The sequence below is a fragment of the Planococcus sp. ANT_H30 genome (genome assembly GCF_008369335.1).
GTDB lineage: Bacteria > Bacillota > Bacilli > Bacillales_A > Planococcaceae > Planococcus > Planococcus kocurii.
Genome location: NZ_VOBJ01000004.1, coordinates 215,729 through 240,468 on the forward strand (window position 1 = coordinate 215,729; position 24,740 = coordinate 240,468).

The 24,740-nt window shown below is 40.9% G+C and carries 17 protein-coding genes and 2 riboswitches; of the genes, 16 read left to right on the forward strand and 1 reads right to left on the reverse strand.

Annotated features, from left to right (window positions below; translation table 11 throughout):
* The first annotated feature begins 110 nt into the window (after positions 1 to 110).
* Together FQ085_RS11325 and FQ085_RS11330 are read left to right on the forward strand one after the other, a co-directional pair.
* Positions 111 to 2,132, forward strand: a complete 2,022-nt coding sequence (locus FQ085_RS11325; protein ID WP_149456620.1) for a penicillin-binding transpeptidase domain-containing protein — start codon at positions 111 to 113, stop codon at positions 2,130 to 2,132.
* Positions 2,133 to 2,348: 216 nt separating this feature from the next.
* Positions 2,349 to 3,983 (forward strand): alpha-glucosidase, encoded by a 1,635-nt coding sequence (locus FQ085_RS11330; RefSeq protein WP_149456621.1) that lies wholly within the window; start codon positions 2,349 to 2,351, stop codon positions 3,981 to 3,983.
* A gap of 57 nt (positions 3,984 to 4,040) precedes the next feature.
* On the opposite strand, the gene FQ085_RS11335 is transcribed toward FQ085_RS11330, so the two are convergent.
* Complete coding sequence (locus tag FQ085_RS11335; RefSeq protein ID WP_149456622.1) at positions 4,041 to 4,541, reverse strand: GNAT family N-acetyltransferase; 501 nt, start codon at positions 4,539 to 4,541, stop codon at positions 4,041 to 4,043.
* A 305-nt stretch (positions 4,542 to 4,846) separates the two neighbouring features.
* Here FQ085_RS11335 and ilvD point away from each other — a divergent pair, with 305 nt between their 5' ends.
* From ilvD to FQ085_RS11405, 14 genes are all read left to right on the forward strand, one after another.
* Positions 4,847 to 6,529, forward strand: coding sequence for a dihydroxy-acid dehydratase (ilvD, locus tag FQ085_RS11340; protein ID WP_071153700.1), 1,683 nt, complete (start codon positions 4,847 to 4,849; stop codon positions 6,527 to 6,529).
* Between the two features lie 216 nt (positions 6,530 to 6,745).
* Positions 6,746 to 7,759 (forward strand): TRAP transporter substrate-binding protein, encoded by a 1,014-nt coding sequence (locus FQ085_RS11345; protein ID WP_058386077.1) that lies wholly within the window; start codon positions 6,746 to 6,748, stop codon positions 7,757 to 7,759.
* 62 nt (positions 7,760 to 7,821) lie between these two features.
* On the forward strand, positions 7,822 to 8,292 hold the full coding sequence (locus FQ085_RS11350; protein WP_058386076.1) for a TRAP transporter small permease: 471 nt from the start codon (positions 7,822 to 7,824) through the stop codon (positions 8,290 to 8,292).
* A gap of 2 nt (positions 8,293 to 8,294) precedes the next feature.
* Positions 8,295 to 9,563: a TRAP transporter large permease gene (locus FQ085_RS11355; protein WP_149456623.1), complete on the forward strand. Its 1,269-nt coding sequence runs from the start codon at positions 8,295 to 8,297 to the stop codon at positions 9,561 to 9,563.
* A gap of 18 nt (positions 9,564 to 9,581) precedes the next feature.
* A complete protein-coding gene (locus FQ085_RS11360; RefSeq protein WP_149456624.1) occupies positions 9,582 to 10,667 on the forward strand; it encodes a tartrate dehydrogenase in 1,086 nt (361 codons plus the stop codon).
* Positions 10,668 to 11,423, forward strand: coding sequence for an SDR family NAD(P)-dependent oxidoreductase (locus tag FQ085_RS11365; RefSeq protein ID WP_058386073.1), 756 nt, complete (start codon positions 10,668 to 10,670; stop codon positions 11,421 to 11,423). It abuts the gene before it with no gap.
* A 20-nt stretch (positions 11,424 to 11,443) separates the two neighbouring features.
* Positions 11,444 to 12,886, forward strand: a complete 1,443-nt coding sequence (locus FQ085_RS11370) for an aldehyde dehydrogenase family protein (RefSeq protein ID WP_149456625.1) — start codon at positions 11,444 to 11,446, stop codon at positions 12,884 to 12,886.
* 591 nt (positions 12,887 to 13,477) lie between these two features.
* Positions 13,478 to 14,959 (forward strand): nicotinate phosphoribosyltransferase, encoded by a 1,482-nt coding sequence (locus FQ085_RS11375; RefSeq protein ID WP_058386071.1) that lies wholly within the window; start codon positions 13,478 to 13,480, stop codon positions 14,957 to 14,959.
* A complete protein-coding gene (gene nadE, locus FQ085_RS11380; RefSeq protein ID WP_058386070.1) occupies positions 14,959 to 15,786 on the forward strand; it encodes an ammonia-dependent NAD(+) synthetase in 828 nt (275 codons plus the stop codon). Before FQ085_RS11375 ends, nadE begins: the two co-directional genes overlap by 1 nt.
* 161 nt (positions 15,787 to 15,947) lie before the next feature.
* The gene (locus FQ085_RS11385) at positions 15,948 to 16,898 is read left to right on the forward strand and encodes an AAA family ATPase (protein WP_058386069.1); all 951 of its coding nucleotides are present in this window, start codon (positions 15,948 to 15,950) and stop codon (positions 16,896 to 16,898) included.
* The gene (locus tag FQ085_RS11390) at positions 16,895 to 18,109 is read left to right on the forward strand and encodes a DUF58 domain-containing protein (RefSeq protein WP_149456626.1); all 1,215 of its coding nucleotides are present in this window, start codon (positions 16,895 to 16,897) and stop codon (positions 18,107 to 18,109) included. Before FQ085_RS11385 ends, FQ085_RS11390 begins: the two co-directional genes overlap by 4 nt.
* A complete protein-coding gene (locus FQ085_RS11395; RefSeq protein ID WP_149456627.1) occupies positions 18,106 to 20,286 on the forward strand; it encodes a transglutaminase domain-containing protein in 2,181 nt (726 codons plus the stop codon). The genes FQ085_RS11390 and FQ085_RS11395 overlap by 4 nt, the downstream gene beginning before the upstream one ends.
* A gap of 32 nt (positions 20,287 to 20,318) precedes the next feature.
* Positions 20,319 to 20,420: riboswitch (purine riboswitch) on the forward strand.
* Between the two features lie 125 nt (positions 20,421 to 20,545).
* Positions 20,546 to 22,084, forward strand: coding sequence for a glutamine-hydrolyzing GMP synthase (gene guaA, locus FQ085_RS11400; RefSeq protein WP_058386946.1), 1,539 nt, complete (start codon positions 20,546 to 20,548; stop codon positions 22,082 to 22,084).
* A 117-nt stretch (positions 22,085 to 22,201) separates the two neighbouring features.
* Positions 22,202 to 22,303: riboswitch (purine riboswitch) on the forward strand.
* Between the two features lie 113 nt (positions 22,304 to 22,416).
* Positions 22,417 to 23,754, forward strand: coding sequence for an NCS2 family permease (locus tag FQ085_RS11405; protein WP_071153695.1), 1,338 nt, complete (start codon positions 22,417 to 22,419; stop codon positions 23,752 to 23,754).
* Positions 23,755 to 24,740: the final 986 nt, after the last annotated feature.

Here is a 24,740-nt window from a genome sequence, read left to right on the forward strand (position 1 = left end):
AGTTAGCAAGAAAAAAGCGATTCATCGAGTCATTTTTACTCTAGAGCTTTTATTCTTTTAACTTATTGTTTATTATTGGTAAAATGAAGAAAACAATTGGGGGTTATCATGTGACTAAGAAATTAGCAGTCATTCTAGCACTGGCTTTCTTGGTTTTTCTTGCAGGTTGTCAACCAAAAGCGTCACCTGAAGAAAGGCTGAAGGAATACATAGGGCATTGGAACAAGGAAGAGTTCTCAGAAATGTACAGTACGTATTTAAACCAAGGCACGAAAGAAGCTTATGCTTCAGAAGATTTTGTCGAACGACAGCAAAAACTGTATACAGACTTGGCAATTGAAAATATTGAAGTGACTTATACCAAGCCCTCGAAAGATGAAAACTGGGATACTGAAAAACCTGCAGATTTTCCGGTACAGGTGAAGATGGATACGATGGCTGGACCAATCGAGTTTGAAAAAAATATGACTTTGTTGTATGAAACAGCAGAAGACAAAGAAGATTGGTTTATTGAATGGGATCCTTCTTTTATCTTTGAGCAATTGGCAACAGGAGACGAAGTTCGTGTCTCGGCAACACGTGCAAAGCGCGGTGAAATTTTAGATCGCAATGAACAACCAATTGCCATTAATGGAACAGGCTATAACGTGGGTGTGGTTCCTGAAAACTTCAAAGATGCATCTGCTAAAAAAGAACTAGCCACAGTTTTGGGAGTGTCAGTAGCATCTATAGACGAAAAATTAAACCAAAGTTGGGTTCAAGAAAATCAGTTCGTGCCCATATCAAAAGTAGCTAAAGACAACACGCAATTACTGGAGAAAGTAAAAGCTGTTCCAGGAGCAACTTATCAAGAAACAACTATGCGCGAATATCCATATGGAGAAGCTCTTGGCCATTTAAGCGGTTATATCGGACCAATGACTGCCGAAAAATTAGAAGAACTTAAAGACCAAGGGTATACGTCTACGGACTTGATTGGTAGAAGAGGACTTGAGCAAACGCTTGAAGAACGTCTTCGTGGCGAAAATGGCCTAAAAATTCTCATTAAAAAACAAGGCGATACAGGAGAAGAGTTAACGATCGCTGAAACTCCCGCAAAAGATGGAGAAACCGTTGTGCTAACGATTGATGCCGAATTGCAAAAATCCACTTATGAAGCGATGGAAGGCGAAGCTGGCACAAGTGCTGCGGTCAATCCAAAAACAGGAGAAACTTTAGTATTGGTCAGTTCACCAGCGTACAATCCAAACGAATACATGCTAGGGATTAGCGAGGATCGCTTTAAAGAACTAAGCGAAGATCCGTTAAATCCGTTATTCAATCGTTTTGGTGCAGCCTATGCACCGGGGTCAACAATCAAGCCTGTAACGGCAGCAATGGGAATGGAAGCAGGAACACTAGATCCATCAGTTGGGTTACAGATTGATGGAGCAACCTGGCAAAAAGACGGTTCCTGGGGAGATTACCGAGTTACTCGTCTTCATCCAGAAGCACCGAATCCAGTTGATTTGAATACAGCGTTAGTCTATTCCGACAATATTTACTTTGCACGACAAGCACTTGAAATGGGCAATCAAGCATTTGTTTCTGGTTTGCAGCGCTTTGGTTTCGGAGAAGAAATTCCCTTTGCTTTAGAATTGCAATCGTCTCAAATTTCAAATGAAGGTACACTCGGGTCACAAGGACAGTTGGCCGATACATCATTTGGTCAAGGTCAAATGCTGACGAATATCCTTCACCTGGCTTCTATGTATGAGCCCTTCTTAACGGACGGTACGATGTACAAACCGTTATTGTTTATGGATGAAGAAAAAAGCCAAGTTTGGAAAGAAGGATTGCTTAGCGCAGAAAATGCAAAAGTTCTCCGCACTGGGATGCGTAATGTCGTCGTAGATGGCTATGCACAATCGGCAAACAGTAAAACGGTCAAGATTGCTGGCAAAACCGGTACAGCTGAGTTGAAAGGTGCGATTGGAGAAGAAGGACAAGAAAATGGCTTTTTTGTTGCTTATGATTCCGAAAGCCCGGATTTTATTTTAGCGATGATGATTGAATCAATTGAAGAAAACGGTGGCAGTGATTATGTTGCTGGATTTGCAACCAAGGTATTTGAAAACTATAAAGCTGAGTAAAAGAAAAAAGCCACCGACATCTATTGTTGGTGGCTTTTTGTATATAAGAAGGCTACGAGCCAAAACCAAATTTTAATTGCAGGGATTTTCATCAGAATATTGAATATAAACCAATAATAAATCATTCCATAATTTCAATGGCAGCCTGTAAGTATGCTCAACTAGATTTAGAAAGTCGGTTTAACAACAGCACATTCTAGTATCGGGAAGAGGGAGATGACGTTGAAGGAAGTATGGTGGAAAGAAGCAGTCGTCTATCAAATATATCCAAGGAGCTTCAACGATTCGAATGGCGATGGCATGGGCGATTTAAATGGCATAACAGCAAAACTAGATTATTTGGATGAACTGGGCATTACCATCATCTGGATCTGCCCGATTTACCAATCTCCAAATATTGATAACGGGTATGACGTTAGTGATTACCAAGCGATTATGGAAGAGATGGGGACGATGGCAGATTTTGATCGCTTGCTAGAGGAAGTGCATAAAAGAGGAATGAGACTTATTCTTGATTTAGTAGTGAACCACACGAGTGATCAGCACCCGTGGTTTATAGAATCCCGTTCCTCTAAAGATAATCCAAAGCGTGATTGGTACGTATGGCGTGATCAGCAAACTAATTGGGAAAGTATTTTCGGAGGACCGGCCTGGACATTTGATCCGAAGACAGCGCAATACTACTTGCATATTTATACTAAAAACCAAGTAGATTTAAACTGGGAAAATAAAGCTATGCGTAATGCCATATACGAGATGAGCCATTGGTGGCTAGCTAAAGGAGTGGATGGCTTTCGCGTAGATGCCAGTAATCATCTGAAAAAAGATTATCGGGACATGCCTCCTTCTCAATCTTCTCCTTATGTTCCTGCTTGGGAAAGATTTACTGACGTAGAAGGATTACAGGACATATTGGCAGAGCTGCGAGATCGCGTTTTTTCGAATAATGATATTGTCACGATAGGCGAAGCGAATAGCGTCACATCACAAAATATGGGGCTATGGATCGGTGAGCAGGAAGGGAAGTTCAATATGATTTTCCAACTAGAAGCGATAAAAGCGGCCAGTGGTGGTTTGAATAGCGGATTAAACGTAGAGGGCTTACGAGAAGTTTTAGACCGTTGGCAAAAAGCAACATATGGCATTGCATGGAATTCTCTTTATGTAGAAAATCATGATCGCCCAAGAACAGTTTCTATTTGGGGGAATGACCAAGATTATTGGTTCGAAAGCGCTACAGCACTAGCTTGTATGTACTTTTTCATGCAGGGCACGCCTTTTATCTACCAAGGTCAGGAAATTGGGATGACCAATGCCCCCTTTGATGATATTGACATGTACGAAGACATCGAAACAAAAAACATCTATCGGTATAAGCGACAAGAAGGACTGTCTCACGAAGCAGTAATGGAAATTATTAAGAAAATTAGCCGAGATCATGCTCGGACACCGATGCAATGGAGCAATCAGAAGTTTGCTGGATTTTCTACAGTTACGCCGTGGCTTTCAGTAAACCCAAATTACAAATGGTTGAATGTAGAGGCTCAAAAAGATGACCCAAAATCTATTTGGGCCTACTATAAAAAAATGATTCATTTACGCCAAAACTGGAAGGTTCTGATTTATGGGACGACCGATTTAGCGGATTCTGGATGTCCAGATGTATACGCCTACATCCGTGAAGATCAATACACAAAAATGCTCATTGCTTCAAATCTAAGTGAACATGTCTGTACGTGGAATACCCCTTACGATGCGGAACTTCTTCTAAGTAACTATGACAAGCGTGAAAAAGGCATATTACAGCCATACGAAGCCTGTGTTTACTTTTTGAAAAAAGAAATTTACTGACGTTACTAAGCCACAAAGCCATCGTTTCAAGCTGGCTTTGTGGCTTGTTTTGTTTGTTTATAAATAAAAACGGAAAGCTTTAACGAAAACTCCGTCATCTAAAGGTGAAAAATCAAGTGAAGAAATTCGCTCAAATCCCATTTTTTCATAAAGTGCAATGGCGTGCTTCATGAAACAGCCAGTATATAGACCAATGAATTTTTGTTTGCGAATTTTAGAAATATCAATGCAATGTTCGACCAACAACTTGCCGATTCCATGGGAACGGAAATCGGGATTGACAGCCAACATTCTAATCTCAGGACATTCAATTGCTTGGGAAGTTCCTGCGTAGGATTTGGAGTCAGCAGGAAATAAGGCTACACTCCCAACAATTTGCCTATCCATTTCTGCAACAAACACTTCAACGCCTGGCTGGTGGTTAATGTCAGAAGACAAATGAGTTTCTAGCATAGCCCATTGTTTTGATGATAGTTTTTCTTTGTAAATTTTATAGGAAGCAAGTCGTTGTTTTTTTAGTAAAAAAAACTCATTTTTTTTGGCTTCGCGAATCAACAAAAGACCATCTCCTGTTACTCAGAATTCCGACCGGTGTTCAAAGTCTTAGAAAAGATAAAATGACAAGTGTATGAAGAGGCATGTAAAGAAATTCTGCAGCTCAATGTCTAAAAAGTTATTGTAGACATGGTAATTATAAAGCTATATATTGCATACATCAAGAGTGAGTACGTTATAATAACATGAAAACGGATACATTTGTGACTTGTTAGACAAATAAAAAAATATCTAACTATTATTTTTTTATTCATTGAATTCTGATAAATGTGTTCTATAATAAATAGAAAAGAAAGGATTGGATAATTATGAAAAAGGATTTGCGCATCAACAGTAAGGTTTTTGATGGAGCCATGAAAGCACCTAACCGAGCGATGCTTCGTTCAGTAGGTGTAACAGACGAAGATTTTAAAAAGCCAATGATTGGCGTCGCTAGTACGTGGAGCGAAGTGACACCGTGTAACATACATATTGACGACTTAGCGATTAGCGCGAAAAAAGGCGCTAGAGATGCTGGAGGCGTCCCGTTTATTTTTAATACAATTACTGTTTCTGATGGAATTTCAATGGGTACAGAAGGCATGAAGTATTCTCTTTCCAGCCGAGATGTGATTGCCGATTCAATTGAAACAGTCGTAGGAGCAGAAAGCTTGGATGGGTTAGTCGCAATTGGGGGCTGTGATAAAAATATTCCCGGCTGTTTGATTGCGATTGCGAACTCTGAAGTTCCAGCTGTTTTTGTTTACGGAGGAACCATTGCTCCAGGACGCCATAACGGACAAGATATTGATATTGTTTCAGTGTTTGAAGGTGTAGGTCAGCATAATAACGGCGACATCAACGACAATACACTTCGCAGTATTGAATGTGGGGCTTGCCCAGGAGCTGGATCGTGTGGCGGCATGTATACAGCGAACACGATGGCATCTGCTGCTGAAGCAATGGGAATGAGTTTACCAGGAAGTTCTTCTAATCCGGCAGTATCAGCAGCGAAATTAGCTGATTGCGAAAAGGCTGGAGCAGCAGTACATAATCTTTTAGAACTGGATATATATCCGAAAGATATTATGACAAAAAAAGCCTTTGAAAATGCGATTACCGTTGTCATGGCACTTGGCGGATCGACAAATGCGGTTCTTCATTTATTGGCGATTGCTCATGCAGCCGAAGTAGACTTAACAATTGACGACTTTAATCGCCTACAACAAAGGGTACCCCATTTGGCTGATTTGAAGCCGAGCGGCAAATACGTCATGCAGGATTTGCACGAGGTCGGTGGCGTTCAAGCTGTGATGAAAATGTTGCTTGAGGGAGGTTATATTCACGGAGATTGCATGACGGTTACGGGTAAAACGGTAGCAGAAAATCTGCAGGAAGCACCAGCTCTTAAGGAAGGTCAAAAAGTCATCATGCCTTTTGAACAGCCAAAACGTAAAGATGGGCCTTTAATCGTCTTGAAAGGAAACCTTTCTCCAAGTGGGGCCGTAGCAAAAGTTTCGGGCGTGAAAGTAAAACGTCATACGGGCCCAGCTCGCGTTTACAATACAGAAAAAGAAGCAACAGAAGCTGTAATGGCAAATGAAATAAACGAAGGCGATGTGCTAGTTATTCGTTACGTGGGACCAAAAGGTGGACCAGGCATGCCAGAAATGTTGTCAATTTCGGCAATTCTTGTTGGGAAAGGTATGGATGCATCTGTAGCGTTATTAACTGATGGACGTTTCTCAGGCGGAACCCACGGCCTCGTAGTTGGACATATTGCACCAGAAGCACAAGTTGGCGGACCAATCGCCTTGCTAGAAGAAGGAGACATTGTTACGATCGATTCTGACTTGCAGGAAATTTCGATGGAAGTATCCGAAACAGAACTAGAAGAACGTCGCAAACACTGGGTAGCACCGCCACTTCATAAAAAAGGCGTACTTGGCAAATATGCGCATAATGTATCTTGCTCTTCTCAAGGAGCAGTAACCGATTATTTGAATCGATAAGTAAGGTAGGTCACTGCATTAGTACGTTCTGCATCCACTGCGCATTTTCGCTTGCTTGAACAAGTATAAACAGAATTCAGCGGGATACTGCATCCCGCTAAATTTTTATAAAATATAAAAAACGGAATATTTTGTCTTTTTATAGACAATTTCTTTTATTGTAAAAGTAGAATCTATTAAAGCGCTAGAGCAAGATGAAAAAAGGGGGAAACAAAGATGGCAAAGAAGAAATTTGGATTTGTTTCAATAATGTTGGCAAGTACATTGGCTTTAACGGCATGTGGTGATTCTGATAGTGATTCCTCATCAGGAGGAAAAGACTCAGAAGAAAAATTTGTTTTGCAGGCAGGACATTCGTTGCCGGATGATCATCCGTACCATCTTGGACTTTTGGAAATGGCTGATGCTGTTGAAGAACGGACAGACGGTCAAGTAACGATTGAAGTTTTCGCAAACAGTGAAATTGGAGCTGAGCGAGAATTGACAGAAGGTATGGGTCTTGGAACTGTTGATTTGGTGGTATCTTCAACTGCTCCTGTTACGAACTTTGTGCCGGAGTTAGGTGTTTTAGATGTACCATTCTTATTTAAAGACCGGGAATCGGCAGTAGAAATTCTAGAAGGTGATATAGGAGATGAATTATTCGCTAAAATGGAAGAAAATGGTATAATAGGTTTGTCTTGGGGAGAAAATGGTTACCGTCACATTACCAATGCAAAACGTCCAATCGAAACACCGGAAGACTTGAAAGGGTTGAAAATCAGAACGCAGGAAAATGAAATTCATTTAGCTGCTTTTGAAGCACTTGGTGCACAACCGACTCCAATGGCTTGGACAGAAGCAATTACAGCATTGCAACAAGGTGTAGTAGATGCTCAGGAAAACCCAGCAATTGTTGCTGACCAGTTTAGTTTGTATGATGCGAACCAGAAATACATGAGTTTAACAGGTCACGTTTATTCTGTAGCCATCTATATGATGAGTCAGCAAACATACGATGAATTGCCAGAAGATTTGCGTGACATTGTTGTGGAAGAAGGACAAAAAGCAGGCGCAAGAGAGCGTGAATTAATCGTAGAAATGGAAAAAGAATCGATTCAAACATTGAAAGACAATGGCATGGAAATAATAGAAGATATTGATACAGCGCCATTCCAGGAAGCTGTAAAGCCAGTTTACGAAACAATTGAGTATCAAGATCTATTAAATGAAATTCTGGATGCTCAGTAAAAAAATAATTAACTCAAAAAAGAGAGAATCCTTTCTCTCTTTTTTATATCGGAGGCATGACGATGAATAAATGGATCGGTTATATGAACGTTGGCATTAAGCATGTATTGAATCTGATTATGGCATTATTGGTCACCGTCGTTTTTCTTCAAGTAATTTTCCGTTTTATCCTCAACTCGCCTCTTGCTTGGACTGAGGAGTTAGCGCGCTATAGTTTGATTTGGCTAACGTTTTTAGGGGCATCGTATGCTATGTCATCAAAGGCGCATATCGGAATGGAGTTTTTTGTGAAATTATTTGCAGTTCCTGTACGCAAGGCATTCTACACTATCGCCACGTTTGCAAGTTTGCTATTTTTCTTGTTAATGGTAGTTGAAGGCTATGATTTAGCGATGCAAGGCATGTCTCAAACCTCGCCAGTTTTACGGATTCCGATGGGGATGATCTACATGATCATTCCAGTAAGTGGTGTAATTTTGATTATTAACATGACCTCGCAGTTTTCAAAAGACTTTAAAAGCGGGGGTGTCTGAAGATGGCGTTGGTGTTATTTGGTTTATTAATCGTTTTATTTTTAATAAATGTTCCAATTGCTGTGGGACTTGGACTGGCTTCAACACTCGTTTTCTTTATTGATGGAAACGTTTCATTGATCGTGATTATCCAACGAATGTTCAATTCGGTGGACTCCTTCCCACTTATGGCAATTCCCTTTTTTATTCTTGCTGGTAAATTAATGGAAAGTGGCGGGATTTCTCGCAGGCTGATTCACCTAGCCAATGTTATTTTTGGTCGTGTTCGAGGAGGACTCGGAATCGTCTCGATTGTTGCCTGTGCGTTTTTTGCAGCTATTTCAGGTTCAGCAGCTGCAACAACAGCGGCAGTAGGAGCGTTGATGATTCCTGCGATGGTCAATAAAGGCTATGACAAAAGCTTTGCGACGGCTATTCAAGCGGCTGGAGGGACAATTGGAATTATGATTCCGCCGAGTGTGCCACTCGTTCTTTACGGAGTGGCGGCAGGTGTTTCTGTTAGTGAATTATTCATCGCAGGAATTGTGCCAGGCTTGTTTGTAATGGTGTCATTGATTTTACTGGTGTATTTGATTTCTTTAAAAGAAGGATACGGGGGCGGCGAAAAGTTCGGTTTTAAAGACTTTTTCAAAGCATTTTTAGATGCATTTCTCGCATTGATGATGCCTGTTATTATATTGGGCGGAATTTATGGAGGAATTTTTACGCCAACAGAAGCTGCTGTTGTGGCAGTTGTTTACGGCTTGTTTGTAGGGATTTTTGTGTATAGAGAAATTAAGCTGCCAGACTTGGCAAGTATTTTTTCTTCTTCTGTTGTAGTAACAGCAGTGATTATGTTCATCATTGCGGGCGCTTCAGTATTTGGCTATTACTTAACGCGACAGCGGATTCCGGCTGAGTTGACTGAGTTAATGCTTAGCGTGACGGATAATTGGATTATCGCATTATTGATCATCAATCTTTTACTATTGATTTGCGGAGTTTTCTTGGAAACTTCAGCGGCAATCATTATTTTGACGCCAATTCTCGTACCCATTGCTAGTGCACTTGGAATCGATTTGGTGCATTTCGGAATTATTATGATTGTTAACTTAGGAATCGGATTTATTACACCGCCAGTTGGACTCAATTTATTTGTAGCTGCAAATATCGCTGGAACAAAGTTTGAAAGTTTGCTGAAAGCGATTATTCCATTCATCCTGGTGATGATTGTCGATGTACTTATTATTTCATTTATTCCAGGAATCAGTTTATTCCTTCTTGGAAAGTAAGCAATTGGAGGAGAATATATGACAACTTATAAGATAGCGGTCCTTCCTGGAGACGGAATTGGACCAGATGTTACAAAAGAAGCTATCAAAGTATTAGAATCTCTTAAGCGACAAGACCCTACTTTTAACATTGATTTTCAGCAATTCGAGTGGGGCAGTGAATATTACTTGGAACATGGGTACATGATGCCTGCGGATGGACTAGATCAGTTAAAGAACTTTGATGCTATTTTGTTCGGTGCTGTTGGAGACAAACGGGTGCCAGATGAAATTACTATATGGGAACTAATCATGCCGATTCGCAAAAAATTTCAACAGTACGTCAACATGCGACCAATTAAACGATTGGCCGGTATTGAATCTCCTTTGAAAAATGATTTGCCAATTGATTTCATGGTATTCCGTGAAAATGCAGAAGGTGAATACTCGAATATCGGCGGTCGCTTATACCAGCAACAGTCGCAAGAGATGGCCATACAAAACACCGTGATCACCAAACAAGGCGTCGAGCGAATTGCAAAATACGCATTTGAATATGCTCGAAAAAACAACAAATCGAAAGTGACGAGTGCGACAAAATCCAATGCTATCATCCATTCAATGAAGCTATGGGACGAAGTCGTGGAAGTGGTCGCGAAAGATTACGAGGATATTGAACTTGAAAGCAATTTTATTGATGCCTTGGCTGCGTATTTCGTCATGCGACCAGAATCGTTTGAAGTGGTTGTTGCATCCAATTTATTTGGGGATATTTTGACAGACCTCGGAGCCGCCTTAGTCGGAGGGCTAGGTGTATCCCCGTCAGGCAATATCAATCCAGAACGTAATTTCCCTTCTATGTTCGAAGCAATACATGGTTCGGCACCAGATATTGCGGGCAAAAGAATTGCCAATCCGATTGCGCAAATTTGGTCAGCTGCATTAATGTTGGATCATTTAGGACGTGCAGATTTATCGACTGCAATTGTAAGCGCCATCGAACAAGTAATTCAAGAAGGCAAAGTGCTGACACCGGATTTAGGTGGTATTGCCACAACGCAACAAGTCGGATCAGCAATTGCAGAAAAAGTCTATCATTTGCTGACCAAAGAGGGGGAAAGATAGATGAATCTAGAAACTAAAGTAGCAATCATTACGGGTGCCGGCGGTGGAATGGGTAAAGTAGTTGTCGAACAATTTTTAACACATGGCACAAAAGTAGCGGCAATTGATCTCGACTTAGACGGTCTTAATGAATTAAAGACTCAATATCCGGAGCAGTTACTAGTTATTCAAGGAGACTTAACAGACGAACAAAGTGTGGAAGATGCGGTGAAAAAAACGGCTGAAACATTTGGGCAGATTGATGTCTTGGCAAACGTTGCCGGAATTGCACAGGCAGCGACAGATATTGAAAAAGTGTCTTTAAAAGATTGGGAACGCATTATGGCAATTAATTCAACGGCGGTTTTTTTAACTTCACGCGCGGCCGTTCCATATATGAAACAGCAAAAAAGTGGATCGATTATTAACATTGCTTCTGTTTCCGTAGACCGGCCGCGTCCGGGTTTGAATGCTTATGTAGCTTCCAAAGGTGCAACGATTTCGTTGACAAAAGCGTTGGCCATTGAACTAGCTCCTTACAACATAAGAGTAAATGCCATCAATCCAGGTCCAGCCGATACGAAGATGCTTGGTGAATTTACAGCATCCGGCAGTGATGAAGGAGAGACAAAAGAACGTATATTCCGCAAAAGCGTACCATTAGGTGAATTGATTACACCTGAAGCAATTGCGAACTGTGTGCTATACCTCAGTTCTGATTTAGCAAAAATGATGACGGGCAGCGTAGTAAACGTAGACGGAGGACGTGGAATCTAACCGAGAAGGGGAACAGGAAAATGAAAAAACAGCAAATGTATGTAAATGGGAAATGGCTAGACAGTCTAACCGGAGAGCGATTTGAAACAAAAAATCCGGCAACTGGCGAAATACTAGCGGAAGTACCAAGAGGCAAAAAAGAAGATGTGGATGCCGCGGTTCAAGCGGCTCGCACAAGGTTTGAGTCCGAAGAATGGCAGTTGTTTCCACCAATTGAAAGAGGACGAATTTTACATAAAGTAGCCTGTGCTTTACGCGCAGACATAGAAGAAATCGCCTTGTTAGAAACACTTGATACGGGAAAACCACTGACACAGGCACGTAAAGATGTGGAGGCTTCTGCTCTCTATTTTGAGTATTACGCTGGAATGGCGGATAAAATTTTCGGCGAAACCATACCCGTTCAACCGGGAATTTTGGATTACACACTGCGTGAGCCGATTGGCGTAACGGCACATATCATTCCGTGGAATTATCCGTTACAAATCATTTCTCGTTCAACAGCCGCAGCGATTGCAACAGGCAATACGGTCGTTGCAAAACCAGCAGAAGACACGCCGTTAACTGCGATCAAATTAGCTGAAATTTTTGATCAAACGGACCTGCCCAAAGGTGTGTTTAATCTGGTGACAGGCTATGGCTTTGAAGCGGGGTCCGCAATTTCTGAACATCCAGATGTGGATCATATTACTTTTACCGGCTCTGTTCAAACAGGTTCTGCTGTCATGACGGGAGCAGCGAAAAATGTTAAGCCAGTTACGCTAGAACTTGGCGGAAAATCGCCGAATATTGTTTTTGATGATTGCGATCAAGAAGAAGCGGTGGATTGGGTTGTTCGGTCGATTATTCAAAATGCCGGGCAAACCTGCTCAGCGGGATCTCGTCTTTTGGTTCAACAAACCATCAAGCAAGAGTTTTTAGCAAAGGTAGTAGAAAAAATGAAAACAATTCAAATCGGCAAAGGATTAGATGATTTGGATCTTGGCCCAATTTTAAATGAAAAACAATTTACACGTATCCTTGAATTTATGGATATAGCTAAAAAAGAAGGTGCCACATTTTTAATAGGAGGTGAACGACAGAAGACGGTTGGACTCGAAGATGGTTACTTTTTTCAACCCACTGTGATTGATGGACTGTCACCAGACAGCTACGTTGCTCAAGAAGAAATTTTTGGACCCGTGGTTACAGCTTTTTCATTTGAAACGGAACAACAAGCAATTGACTTAGCCAATGGCACAGATTACGGACTTGTGACAGGAGTTTGGACAAAAGATGGGGCTAGAGCACATCGAGTAGCCAGTAAAATTCGTGCGGGACAAGTATTCATTAATAATTATGGAGCGGGTGGTGGAGTACAGATGCCGTTTGGAGGATATAAAAAAAGTGGATTTGGACGTGAAAAAGGACTTGAAGCTTTGCGCAATTACACCATTTTAAAAAATGTAGCGCTCAAATATTAACAGCTAAAGAATTGGAAAAGGGATGCCCTCAAGTAGAGGACATCCCTTTGTTTGTTTAAGGTAACCATAATTTGTTTTGACTCAATTTTTCAACCCATGTTACTGGGGAATCATTTCCATTGAAAGTATTACTTTCAGTACCGCGGTCATTGTTCCACTGGGTGCTTTCTAACCTAAGCAACGTAAACCCTACCTTCTTTTACGTCCTTGCGATCCTTAAATCGCTCCAGTGTGAATAAGTATTCTCAAAAACATTATCGTAGAATGCCAGATTATCAAAATTTACCAGTTACCTTTGTGTTAACCAAGTAAGTATCTCATGTTTGGTGAAAAGTGTCAAGGCATATGATTAATTGTGGGTAGTCATATACTTTTTGTCAATTGTGTAGAAAAAGCATGTACATTTGTAGTCGATAGATTAACTAGAAGATTGAAACGTGAGATTACAGATTTTTGCAAAAAAAGTGTTGATTTGAAGGGGTTAGAAGAAAAGAAGCATTAGTTCTCTACATATGAATGACTTTTATTTTTGTCTTTGGATTATTGGTGTATAATTGGAAGCATTACTGATGGTGGAAGAAGGAGAATCTTATGGATAAGCATTATGCGGATGACAGTTTGGCGCTACATACAGATTTATATCAAATCAATATGTCGGAGACTTATTGGGCAGATGGGATGCATGAACGAAAAGCGGTATTTGAATTATTTTTCCGCAAACTGCCTTTTGGCAACGGTTATGCACTGTTCGCTGGATTGGAACGTGTTTTGGATTACTTGAAAAACTTTAAATTTACAGAAAGTGATTTGAATTATCTTCAAGAAGAACTCGGCTACAAGGAAGATTTTATCGAATATTTACGTACCGTCCGATTTACCGGAGATGTTTACTCGGTAGTAGAAGGCGAACTAGTCTTTCAAAATGAAGCGTTGATCCGTGTCGAGGCTCCTCTCGTAGAAGCGCAATTAATTGAAACTGCACTATTGAATATCGTTAATTACCAAACCTTAATTGCCACGAAAGCCAGTCGCATTAAACAAATCGTAAAAAAAGAACGGGTCATGGAATTTGGAACAAGACGTGCCCAAGAAATGGACGCTGCAATTTGGGGTTCTAGAGCTGCGTATATCGGTGGACTTGAAGCGACTAGCAACGCACGAGCTGGGAAAAAATTTGGTATTCCAGTAGCAGGTACGCACGCTCATTCAATGGTGCAAGCATACAAGGATGAATATGCTGCATTTCATGCATATGCTAAACGTCACAAAAACTGTGTGTTTTTAGTTGATACATACGATACCTTGAAATCTGGACTGCCTATTGCCATAAAGGTAGCGCAAGAATTAGGCGATAAAATCAACTTCCAAGGAATACGCTTAGATAGTGGAGATATCGCTTTCTTATCGAAAGAAGCGCGGAAAATGCTAGATGCTGCAGGCTTCACGGATACAGAAGTTGTAGTTTCAAATGATCTCGATGAATACACGATATTGAATTTAAAGGCACAGGGTGCTCGAGTAGATACATGGGGTATTGGGACAAAGCTAATCACGGCATACGATCAGCCAGCATTAGGAGCTGTTTATAAATTAGTAGCTATTGAAAACGACAGCGGTGAAATGGAAGATACCATTAAAATTTCCGGAAACGCTGAGAAAGTTACGACGCCGGGTCTGAAAAATGTTTACCGAATTATCGATAGAGAAAATGGTAAATCTGAAGGCGATTATATTGCTATGCACGATGAAGATCCGGCTTCTCAAGAACGTTTAAAAATGTTCCATCCGGTTCATACCTTCGTATCAAAGTTTGTGACGAATTTCGATGCAATCAATATCCATCAAAAAGTTGTTGAAAATGGTGAAATCATTTATGACAATCCAAGTGTGCAGGAAATGCAAAGCTACGGAATTAAAAATATGGATTTATTGTGGGATGAATACAAACGGTCATTAAATCCTGAAGAGTACCCAGTCGACTTAAGTCAGAAATGCTGGAACAATAAAATGAAAAATATTCAAGAAGTACGGGAAGCAGTTCATGACTTTATCGAAGAGGAAGGAGGAGCTTAATGTCTACTTTGCAACAGCGAATTATTGATGAGTTAAAAGTAGAGCCTCTGATTCAACCGCAACAAAAGATTGAACAGATTGTAGTATTTTTAAAAGAGTATTTAAAGCATCATCCATTCTTGAAAGGATATATCTTAGGTATTTCTGGCGGACAGGATTCTACCCTGCTCGGTAAGCTAGCACAACTAGCAGTCAATCAGTTAAATGAAGAATCAACTGACGTTAAATACGGTTTTTATGCCATACGTTTGCCGTATGGTGTGCAGGTTGACGAACACGAAGCACAAGACGCTTTGGAGTTTATTCAACCGACTAAATTGTATACCATCAATATAAAAGAAGCAGTTGATGCCAGTGAACGTGCTTTAGAAAACGCCGGCATTATGTTGACTGATTTTGCCAAAGGCAACGAAAAAGCCCGGGAACGAATGAAAGCCCAATACTCAGCGGCAGCGATGCACAGTGCAGCCGTGCTCGGAACAGATCATGCAGCAGAAGCAATAACTGGGTTTTACACAAAATTTGGCGACGGTGCTGCTGATTTAACGCCATTATTTGGCTTAAACAAACGACAAGGGCGAGCAATGTTGCAAGAACTTGGTTGTCCTGAACACCTGTACATGAAAATTCCGACCGCAGATTTAGAAGACGATAAACCAGCGCTCCCTGACGAAGTGGCTTTGGGAGTGACTTATGAATTGATTGATGATTATTTGGAAGGTAAGAAAATTCCGCTAGATGCGCAGGAAAAGTTAGAAGGCCATTACTTGAGAACGCAGCATAAACGTCATTTGCCGATTACTATTTTCGATGATTTCTGGAAATAAATAATAAAAAGCAGGAAACCTTAAGGGATTCCTGCTTTTTATTTTAGGAAAATCGTGGGAAAAGATCTTATGCAGTTGAGTTATCACTTGTTTTTCGTTATGATTACGATAAGATTGCGATAATTCAAAACATTTTTGATTTATATTGGAGGAACCTATAGATGGATGCCAAACAACTATTGGAAAGAGTAATAGACAATATCGAAAAAGTTATTATCGGCAAACGCGATATTGCTGAATTGAGTATCGTGGCCATGCTGTCTCATGGTCATGTTTTACTAGAAGACGTACCGGGTGTCGGTAAAACGATGCTTGTCCGAGCATTAGCAAAATCAGTAGGCGCCGATTTTAAACGAATCCAATTTACGCCTGACTTATTGCCATCGGACGTGATTGGTGTGTCGATTTATAATCCGAAAGACATGGAATTTCATTTTCGAGCAGGGCCAATTATGGGCAATATCATATTAGCTGATGAAATAAACCGAACTTCTCCGAAAACACAGTCCTCTCTTCTTGAAGCGATGGAAGAAGCTTCCGTCACGATTGACGGAGTAACAATGCAAATTCCTAAACCATTCTTTGTGATGGCTACGCAAAACCCCATCGAATATGAAGGCACTTATCCGTTACCTGAAGCACAGCTTGATCGGTTTTTATTGAAAATTAAAATGGGCTATCCTACACCGAAAGAAGAAATGGAAGTATTAAATCGAGCACGCGCTGCGGCGCCAATCGAAGAATTAACTTCGGTCATTTCACTGAGCGAACTTTTGGAGCTTCAAGAGCAAGCGAAATTGATCAAAGTGGATGAAACAATACGCAGCTATATTGTCGATTTGTCTAGACAAACTCGTCAAGACGCTTATGTCTATTTAGGCGTGAGTCCGCGAGGGTCGATTGCATTGATGAAAGCCTCACAGGCTTACGCATTATTGAAAGGACGAGATTATGTAACGCCAGACGACGTCCAGTATTTGGCGAAATTCGTTTTCGGTCACCGAATTATGTTGCGTTCCGAGGCTCGTTATGATGGTATTACTGCAGAAGAAATCACAGAACGAATATTGGCAAAAACCCATGTACCTGTTCAAAGGCTTGTCGGTCAATGAGCCGAATGAAAAAAAATATTGGTTTATGGGGACGTTTGACTTCAGTAGTGCTGATTCTTTTTTTAACTTTCTCCTTTGCTATGTTTCAAGGAGGCTTTGTCAGCTGGTTTATTTTTTATATGTCTCTGCCGTTTACTATTTATTCGGTGTTACTGGCATTATATCCCATACAACACATTGTCGCTTCGAGAGAAATTCACACGACTCAGGTCAGAAAAGGCGGAAGTTTTTCTGCTACCGCCACTATTTACCGGAAAATTCCTTTTCCGCTACTTTATACTGTTGCCAGTGAACAAACCCACTCTCCTTCTCTCAACAAGCAAATGGCAGGGCAACATCAAAAGATGGTAGTTCCAGGATTTCGGAAGATCTCTTCTTGGACATATGTTATTGATCAAATGCCAAGAGGGGAACATGTGCTAGAAGGTATTCACCTAGAAGTTGCTGATTTTTTTGGGTGGGTAAAAAAGACTGTATTATTGCCAGTTCAGCAAACAATTTTAGTATATCCGAATACAGTGGATATCGTTTATCGGCCGATGGAGTCACGTTACGATCAGGGAACGATGGCTGCCCCTTTCACATTAGTAAAAGACACGACCATGACTAGTGGACTTCGTGATTATCAACCCGGAGACCGTGTATCATGGATTCATTGGAAATCCTATGCGCGAACGCAAACATTGCGGACGAAAGAATTTGAGGATCGCCAGTCGCAAGAACTTTTTTTGCTAGACGATCGAAGAAATTCCGAGAAATTTGAACTTCAAGTAGAATTAGTTGCTTCTATTTTGCAATCGATCGTACGCGCAAATTCGAGCGTAGCTTATCTATCAGTGGGTCGCAACCGTAATCATTTCCCTTTAGTTCAAACCGAAGAGCACTTGCAGCGAATTATGTATCATTTGGCGAAAGTGCAAGATGATTTGGATAAACCAGTTGACCAAGCGATCGGTCGTGAGTTGCAGCAGATGAATACATCGAGCTTACTATATGTCACGAGTCAACTCTCGATGGATATGGTTCAGTCTATTCGGAAGAACGCTAAAAATTTGAGCAATTGCATGTGTTTAGTTGTCGCAACTAAAGGCGAGAATTTGCTGGCAGAGGAAGAAAAGGTACATCAATATGCTCGCTCAAAGGGATTTGTTGTTAAACGTGTAAGTCCTGAAAACTTTGCAACAGTGTTTACGGAGGTGAGCCGCCAATGACTTCCATAAGAAACAATAAAGTCTTTATGGCTATTTTATATGTACTGGTTTTTTTGATGCTAGCCGAGTGGCTGACGCCAGTTATTGTATTAACCGAAACAGGACATAAAGCGCTGTTTTTGATTTTTATTGCTGTCGGGTTGTTGATGGCTTTTCTGCGGGTTCCATGGTGGTTTTCCGGACCGATAAAACTTCTTTATATTTTATGGTTCATTGTCTATGTCTATACCGGTCACGTGTTTTTTACAGCTGATGCTATTGCGTTTCTTCAAACTGATGTCGGTTTGAATTTCTCAGCTTTAACGAGTCAGAACTGGGAGCAAACGACAGATGTTTTCCGAACGGTCTTGTTTTTTGTTTTGTTGTGGATGGCTATTTACTTAATCCATTACTGGGTTAGTTTTAGGTTAAGTATTTTCTTGTTCTATCTATTAACAGTTATTTTTATCGCCGTGCTGGATACCTTTAGTCCGTATTCAGGAGAAACGGCGATTGTTCGAATTATGGTCATTGGACTTCTTCTTGCGGGTCTATTGTATTTGGTACGCTGGATGGAAGGGCATCGTATTTTAGAACGTACGGATAAAATGGCTTTGTTTGCTGTACCCCTCGTGTTGCTGGTGGCGGCTTCGACAGCACTGGCGTTATATTTGCCCAAAGCAGATCCAGTTTGGCCGGATCCTGTGCCATTTCTCACCACCTTTTCTGGCCAAGGCGGGGCTGGTAGTGGAGGAACCATTGGTAGAATTGGCTACGGAGTAGATGATTCACGACTAGGCGGATCTTTTGTCGGAGACGATACCGCTGTTTTTCGTGCCGAAGTGTCAGAAGGTCAATATTGGAAAGTCGAATCGAAAGACACATATACAACAAAGGGATGGGAATTGACAGGAAATGTAGGGGAATCTGTTGTTTATGGAAACAGCGATACGGTTGATACTGATTTTGTTCCCGCAGAAGAGCTCGAATCAGCTCAATTGGCGATGGAGCAAGAGTTTCCGTTTGTACTATATCCCTATGGAACAAAATCTTTTTCAATGGAAGAGTCACCGGACTATCAATACAGTACAGCAGATCAACGTTTTGAGACTTACCGAAACGGTGAAGAATTCGAACCTAAGGCATACGAAGTATCCTTTAACGAACCGAATTTTAGTTTGACGGCATTGAGGGAGACAAGCCAAGTCGACTTAGCTGAATTGCCTATCGAGTTCGACCGGTTTTTGCAATTGCCGGACGAGTTGCCGGAACGTGTCCGAGATTTAGCTGTTGAAATTACAGGCGGTACTGAATCAGTTTATGATCAAGCACGTGCCATAGAACGATATTTCAGTACTGCTGGATTTGAATACAGTCAAACAGACATTCCGGTTCCTGAAGCGAACCAAGACTATGTAGATCAATTTTTATTTGAAACAAAAAGAGGATATTGCGATAATTTTTCAACCTCGATGGTGGTAATGCTCCGTTCTCTTGATATTCCAGCTCGTTGGGTCAAAGGATTTAACGAAGGAGAACTCATCAACTCGGGAGGAGACACCAACGTTTATCAAGTAACAAACAATAATGCACATTCATGGGTTGAAGCTTATATGCCAGGAGTTGGTTGGATGTTGTTCGAACCAACAATTGGGTTTACAGGATCTTCATCTATCGACTTCGACTTGGAGCTGGATGCAACAGACCCCGAACAGCCTGATCAGCAAGAACAACCGTTAGCTGAAAAACCCGATACCGCAGAAGCCGAAGAGACCACTGTAGTTTCTGGGCCTTCTTTTTGGGATCGATTGACTGATTTTATTTCTATGAATCGGTGGAAACTTGTCTGGATGATTGTGGGGACGGTTCTACTTGCAGCGATTCTTTTCAAAATCCGTCATAAATGGATGCCAAAGTTATTAGTTGCTTATTACCGAATGAGCGGAGATAGACCCGAACGTTTTGAAAAGGCTTATCTGCGGTTATTAAAGCAATTGGAATTGTATGGCATTAATAAGAGACCCGGACAAACATTAAAATCTTATGCAGCATATATCGATGCGTTTTTCGGCACGAAAGAAATGACGGAATTAACCGATGCCTATGAGCGGATGATTTACGGCAATGATAGTGAATCCATTGACTGGCATGAGTTGAGGGAAAGTTGGGAAAACTTAATCAATCGGACAAGCGGTTGATTTTACAAGCTTTAACTTGTACAATTGATTAAATTATAAATTACAGGTGCCCTCATATATGTCCGGTAATATGGATCGGATGTCTCTACCAAGTCCCCGGAAATGACTTGACTATGAAGGTGGATGACGCATGCTTTTTGACATGTGCATTCGCCTTTTTGATGTAGAGCAGAAGAACGCGAGGTCCAATTTTCGCGTTCTTTTGTTATTTTGAAACCTAAATTAAATAGAAGAGGTGAAGGTTTTGCCAGTTAGTCCAATGTTGAAAGAACAGAAAAAAATCGTCGTTTTAGATTTTGGAAGTCAATACAATCAGTTGATTACTCGTCGCATCCGCGAAATCGGTGTATACAGCGAGCTTCATCCACATACAGTTACTGCTGAAGAAATCAAAGACATGAATGCTACAGGGATTATTTTCTCAGGTGGACCAAACTCCGTTTATGACGACAATGCATTTTCAATCGATGATGCTATTTTTGAAATGGGCTTACCGATTTTAGGAATTTGCTACGGTATGCAATTAATGGCGTTGCACCTTAAGGGCAATGTAGAAAAAGCGCAAAACCGAGAGTACGGCAAAGCAGAATTAAAGCTGACTAAGGAAAGTAAAATTTTCAATGGTCTTCCTGAAGAACAAATTGTTTGGATGAGCCATGGTGACTTAGTTACGGCTGCACCTCCAGGTTTTGATGTTATTGGAACAAGTGCTAGTTGCCCAATTGCTTCGATGGCTGACGAAAGTCGCGGATTCTACGGCGTTCAATTCCACCCAGAAGTCCGCCATACAATGCATGGCAACGATTTGCTTCGCAAATTCGTCTATGATGTTTGTGGCATGAAGGATGACTGGTCGATGGAAAACTACATTGAGTTGGAAATCGAAAAAATTCGTGAAGAAGTCGGCGACAAAAAAGTACTTTGTGCACTTAGCGGTGGAGTAGATTCGTCGGTAGTCGCTGTACTGATTCATAGAGCAATTGGCGACCAGTTGACTTGTATGTTCGTCGACCATGGCCTTCTTCGTAAAGGAGAAGCGGAAAGTGTCATGAAGACTTTTGCTGATGGTTTCAATATGAACGTGATCAAAATCGACGCGCGCGATCGTTTCATGAGCAAACTTGAAGGTGTTACAGATCCAGAGAAGAAACGTAAAATTATCGGCAACGAATTTATCTATGTATTCGATGACGAAGCTTCAAAATTAGAAGGTATGGATTTCCTTGCACAAGGAACGCTTTACACGGACATTATTGAAAGTGGCACAACAACGGCACAAACCATTAAATCTCACCACAATGTTGGCGGATTGCCAGATGACATGCAGTTTAAATTGATTGAGCCATTGAACACATTGTTCAAAGACGAAGTGCGCGTACTTGGAGCTGAACTTGGTATGCCAGACGAAATCGTTTGGCGCCAGCCATTCCCAGGTCCAGGATTAGGAATACGTATTATGGGAGCAGTTACAGAAGAAAAGTTGGAGATCGTTCGCGAGTCTGACTGGATCTTGCGTGATGAAATCAAAAAAGCGGGTCTTGATCGTGATATTTGGCAATACTTCACTGTTCTGCCGGACCTTCGCAGTGTAGGTGTAATGGGCGATGCCCGCACTTATGATTACGCAATCGGTATCCGTGCAGTAACGTCAATTGACGGCATGACATCTGACTGGGCTCGCATTCCTTGGGATGTTTTAGAGAAAATCAGTGTCCGTTTAGTCAATGAAGTCGATCACATTAACCGTGTATTGTATGACATTACGAGCAAACCACCTGCAACAATTGAGTGGGAATAATTTTTTTGAGGTGTCAGCTAAACTAGCTGACACCTTTTTTTACGAACTTTTTTCATTTATTCTTTATAAATGTTCGTGTTTGGTATTGTTTAATGATTTTATACATGATATATTACGATAGAAATCAAATAAGCTTGTCGTATAATGTCGGGAATATGGCCCGAAAGTTTCTACCGAGTCACCGTAAATGACTCGACTACGATTTTAATCCGCTCCTAGTTGAGTAGGATGCCCTTCATTTCTGTTGAAGGGGTAAATCGAACGCATACGGCAAACTGCTGTATGCGTTTTTCTTTTGTAGAAATTATGCACAGGCATTCGGAGGAATCAATATGAAAAAGTATTTTCAGTTTGAAGAACTGGGAACAAATTACCGTCGGGAAATTATCGGCGGCTTAACAACATTTTTAGCGATGGCTTATATCTTAGTCGTCAATCCGTTAACTTTAACGCTGGAATCGGTTCCGGATTTTGATGATGCACTACGCATGGATTACGGAGCTGTATTTATGGCAACCGCTCTAGCTGCAGCTGTCGGATGTTTAATGATGGGAATACTGGCGAGGTATCCAATCGCACTTGCTCCAGGAATGGGGTTAAATGCATTTTTTGCTTACACAGTTATCCTGACTTACGGAATTCCATGGCAAACGGCCTTAACAGGAGTTTTGTTTTCAGGTCTTATTTTTATTCTTCTTACGTTAACGGGTCTTCGTGAACTCATCATCAACTCAATACCTGCTGAATTAAAATATGCGGTTGGAGCAGGAATCGGACTTTATATAACTTTTATCGGATTGCAAAACGCTAATATTATTGTCGATAATCCAGCTACCTTAGTCGGATTAGGTGATCTATCAGATAGCTCAGCACTACTGGCTATTTTTGGTTTAATTATTACTGTCATCTTCATGGTCCGTGGTGTTCAAGGCGGAATCTTTTTTGGGATTTTAATTGCAGCAGTTGTCGGTATGATTTTTGGTGTAGTTAATTTGCCGAGCGCGATTATTGATCTTAATGTTCCGAGCATGGCACCGACTTTCGGTGTTGCGATTGATCCAATCATTAACGATTTTGGTTCATTGTTGAATATTCAATTCCTTGTTATCGTATTAACATTTTTATTCGTCGACTTTTTTGATACAGCCGGAACACTAGTAGCTGTTGCTAATCAGGCAGGTTTGATGAAAGACAACAAACTCCCGAGAGCAAGCAAAGCATTATTGGCAGATTCAATTGCGACAGTCAGTGGAGCAATCTTCGGAACGTCAACAACGACTTCCTATATCGAGTCGACTGCAGGAGTTGCAGCTGGAGCACGCTCTGGATTTTCAGCCGTAGTCACGGGACTGCTGTTCCTCATTTCGATTCTCTTCTATCCGGTACTCGAAGTCATCACTAGTGCTGTGACAGCTCCAGCTTTGATCATTGTTGGGGTGTTAATGGTTTCAGCTTTAGGAAAAATAGATTGGACGAAATTTGAAATCGCTGTTCCGGCATTCTTAACGATGATAGCTATGCCACTTGGTTATAGTATTGCAACAGGCATCGCGATTGGATTTATCTTCTATCCAATTACAATGGTCGTAGCAGGTAAAGGCAAGCAGGTTCATCCAATCATGTATGGGTTGTTTGTGATTTTCGTTCTTTACTTCATTTTCTTGGTGTAATTATAAAGGGGCTATCCCATAAGTCTCAAACATAAAACAGACGGAGAAAAAGAAACTCTTTTTCTCCGTCTGTTTTTTTGAATCGCCGCCGAGAATGCAGAAAGTAGCTAAGGGATGCCAGCTGCTTATAGAAGAGTGTGGACCAATCCCACAATCTCAAACTCGATATGTACTTTTTGAAGGTTCTAGAGGTGAATTCTATGGAGTGATCGCTTGTCCTTGATAGGCACGAACACACTTTATCGGTTAATTTTGCGTCCTCGTATCATCTTTAAGAGCGGCTTTGTCCTTTACAGAAGTAGACTTTTTTAGATTCACAGGGGGATGACGACAATAAAGACGGTGACTCCTCCAAGAACAGTGTATCGTGAAGGCGGTGCAATCGGCTTAGGCAGGGCTAACAAAAAATGTCCATCGTAATAGACATCAACTTACTCTGGTACAGTTAAAAAGGTTGCACTCAAAAGTCATTGTTCAAGACCTCTTGAGTGCAATGCTTTTTGTATTAGCGAAATTAAAAGTTGTATTCAATATATTATTATAGAAGGAACTCGAAAACCTTCTCTTTTTTTTGGGTACGCTAAAAAGAATTAGAACTTATGAAACGGTAATGGAGCAGTCTTGTCAGGACTTATTTACAGAAAAATTTCAATTGACGACCAACAGTGGGAATACCTTAAATATAAGGAGTAGTCTTCAATGTAAAGAGAGGATCTCCTTTCAAATTTGTAACAATTTCGTAATCTAATTATTAAGAGTTTTCTGTTATAATAAAGTTGTGAAAAAAACTTCATGAAAGTGTTGACTCTATATATGGAACCGTGTTATATTAATTGAGTCGCCAATGAGCGCGGCAAACTGAACCTTGAAAACTGAACAGCAAAACGTCAACGAAAGACGTCACGAGCACCTTGGTGCGAGAACGGCTTTTGCGAAGGTTGCCTTATGGCAATCAGAGCAAAGTTGTTTTCCTTCTCGGTGTTCGT

Excerpts from the sequence above, each read along its gene's own strand:
- FQ085_RS11385 (WP_058386069.1), top strand. The coding sequence starts at position 15,948 with ATGGATGCCAAACAACTATTGGAAAGAGTAATAGACAATATCGAAAAA.
- FQ085_RS11390 (WP_149456626.1), top strand. The coding sequence starts at position 16,895 with ATGAGCCGAATGAAAAAAAATATTGGTTTATGGGGACGTTTGACTTCA.
- FQ085_RS11360 (WP_149456624.1), top strand. The coding sequence starts at position 9,582 with ATGACAACTTATAAGATAGCGGTCCTTCCTGGAGACGGAATTGGACCA.
- ilvD (WP_071153700.1), top strand. The coding sequence starts at position 4,847 with ATGAAAAAGGATTTGCGCATCAACAGTAAGGTTTTTGATGGAGCCATG.
- FQ085_RS11355 (WP_149456623.1), top strand. The coding sequence starts at position 8,295 with ATGGCGTTGGTGTTATTTGGTTTATTAATCGTTTTATTTTTAATAAAT.
- FQ085_RS11350 (WP_058386076.1), top strand. The coding sequence starts at position 7,822 with ATGAATAAATGGATCGGTTATATGAACGTTGGCATTAAGCATGTATTG.
- nadE (WP_058386070.1), top strand. The coding sequence starts at position 14,959 with ATGTCTACTTTGCAACAGCGAATTATTGATGAGTTAAAAGTAGAGCCT.
- FQ085_RS11395 (WP_149456627.1), top strand. The coding sequence starts at position 18,106 with ATGACTTCCATAAGAAACAATAAAGTCTTTATGGCTATTTTATATGTA.
- FQ085_RS11365 (WP_058386073.1), top strand. The coding sequence starts at position 10,668 with ATGAATCTAGAAACTAAAGTAGCAATCATTACGGGTGCCGGCGGTGGA.
- FQ085_RS11370 (WP_149456625.1), top strand. The coding sequence starts at position 11,444 with ATGAAAAAACAGCAAATGTATGTAAATGGGAAATGGCTAGACAGTCTA.
- FQ085_RS11330 (WP_149456621.1), top strand. The coding sequence starts at position 2,349 with ATGACGTTGAAGGAAGTATGGTGGAAAGAAGCAGTCGTCTATCAAATA.
- FQ085_RS11405 (WP_071153695.1), top strand. The coding sequence starts at position 22,417 with ATGAAAAAGTATTTTCAGTTTGAAGAACTGGGAACAAATTACCGTCGG.
- FQ085_RS11345 (WP_058386077.1), top strand. The coding sequence starts at position 6,746 with ATGGCAAAGAAGAAATTTGGATTTGTTTCAATAATGTTGGCAAGTACA.
- guaA (WP_058386946.1), top strand. The coding sequence starts at position 20,546 with ATGTTGAAAGAACAGAAAAAAATCGTCGTTTTAGATTTTGGAAGTCAA.
- FQ085_RS11375 (WP_058386071.1), top strand. The coding sequence starts at position 13,478 with ATGGATAAGCATTATGCGGATGACAGTTTGGCGCTACATACAGATTTA.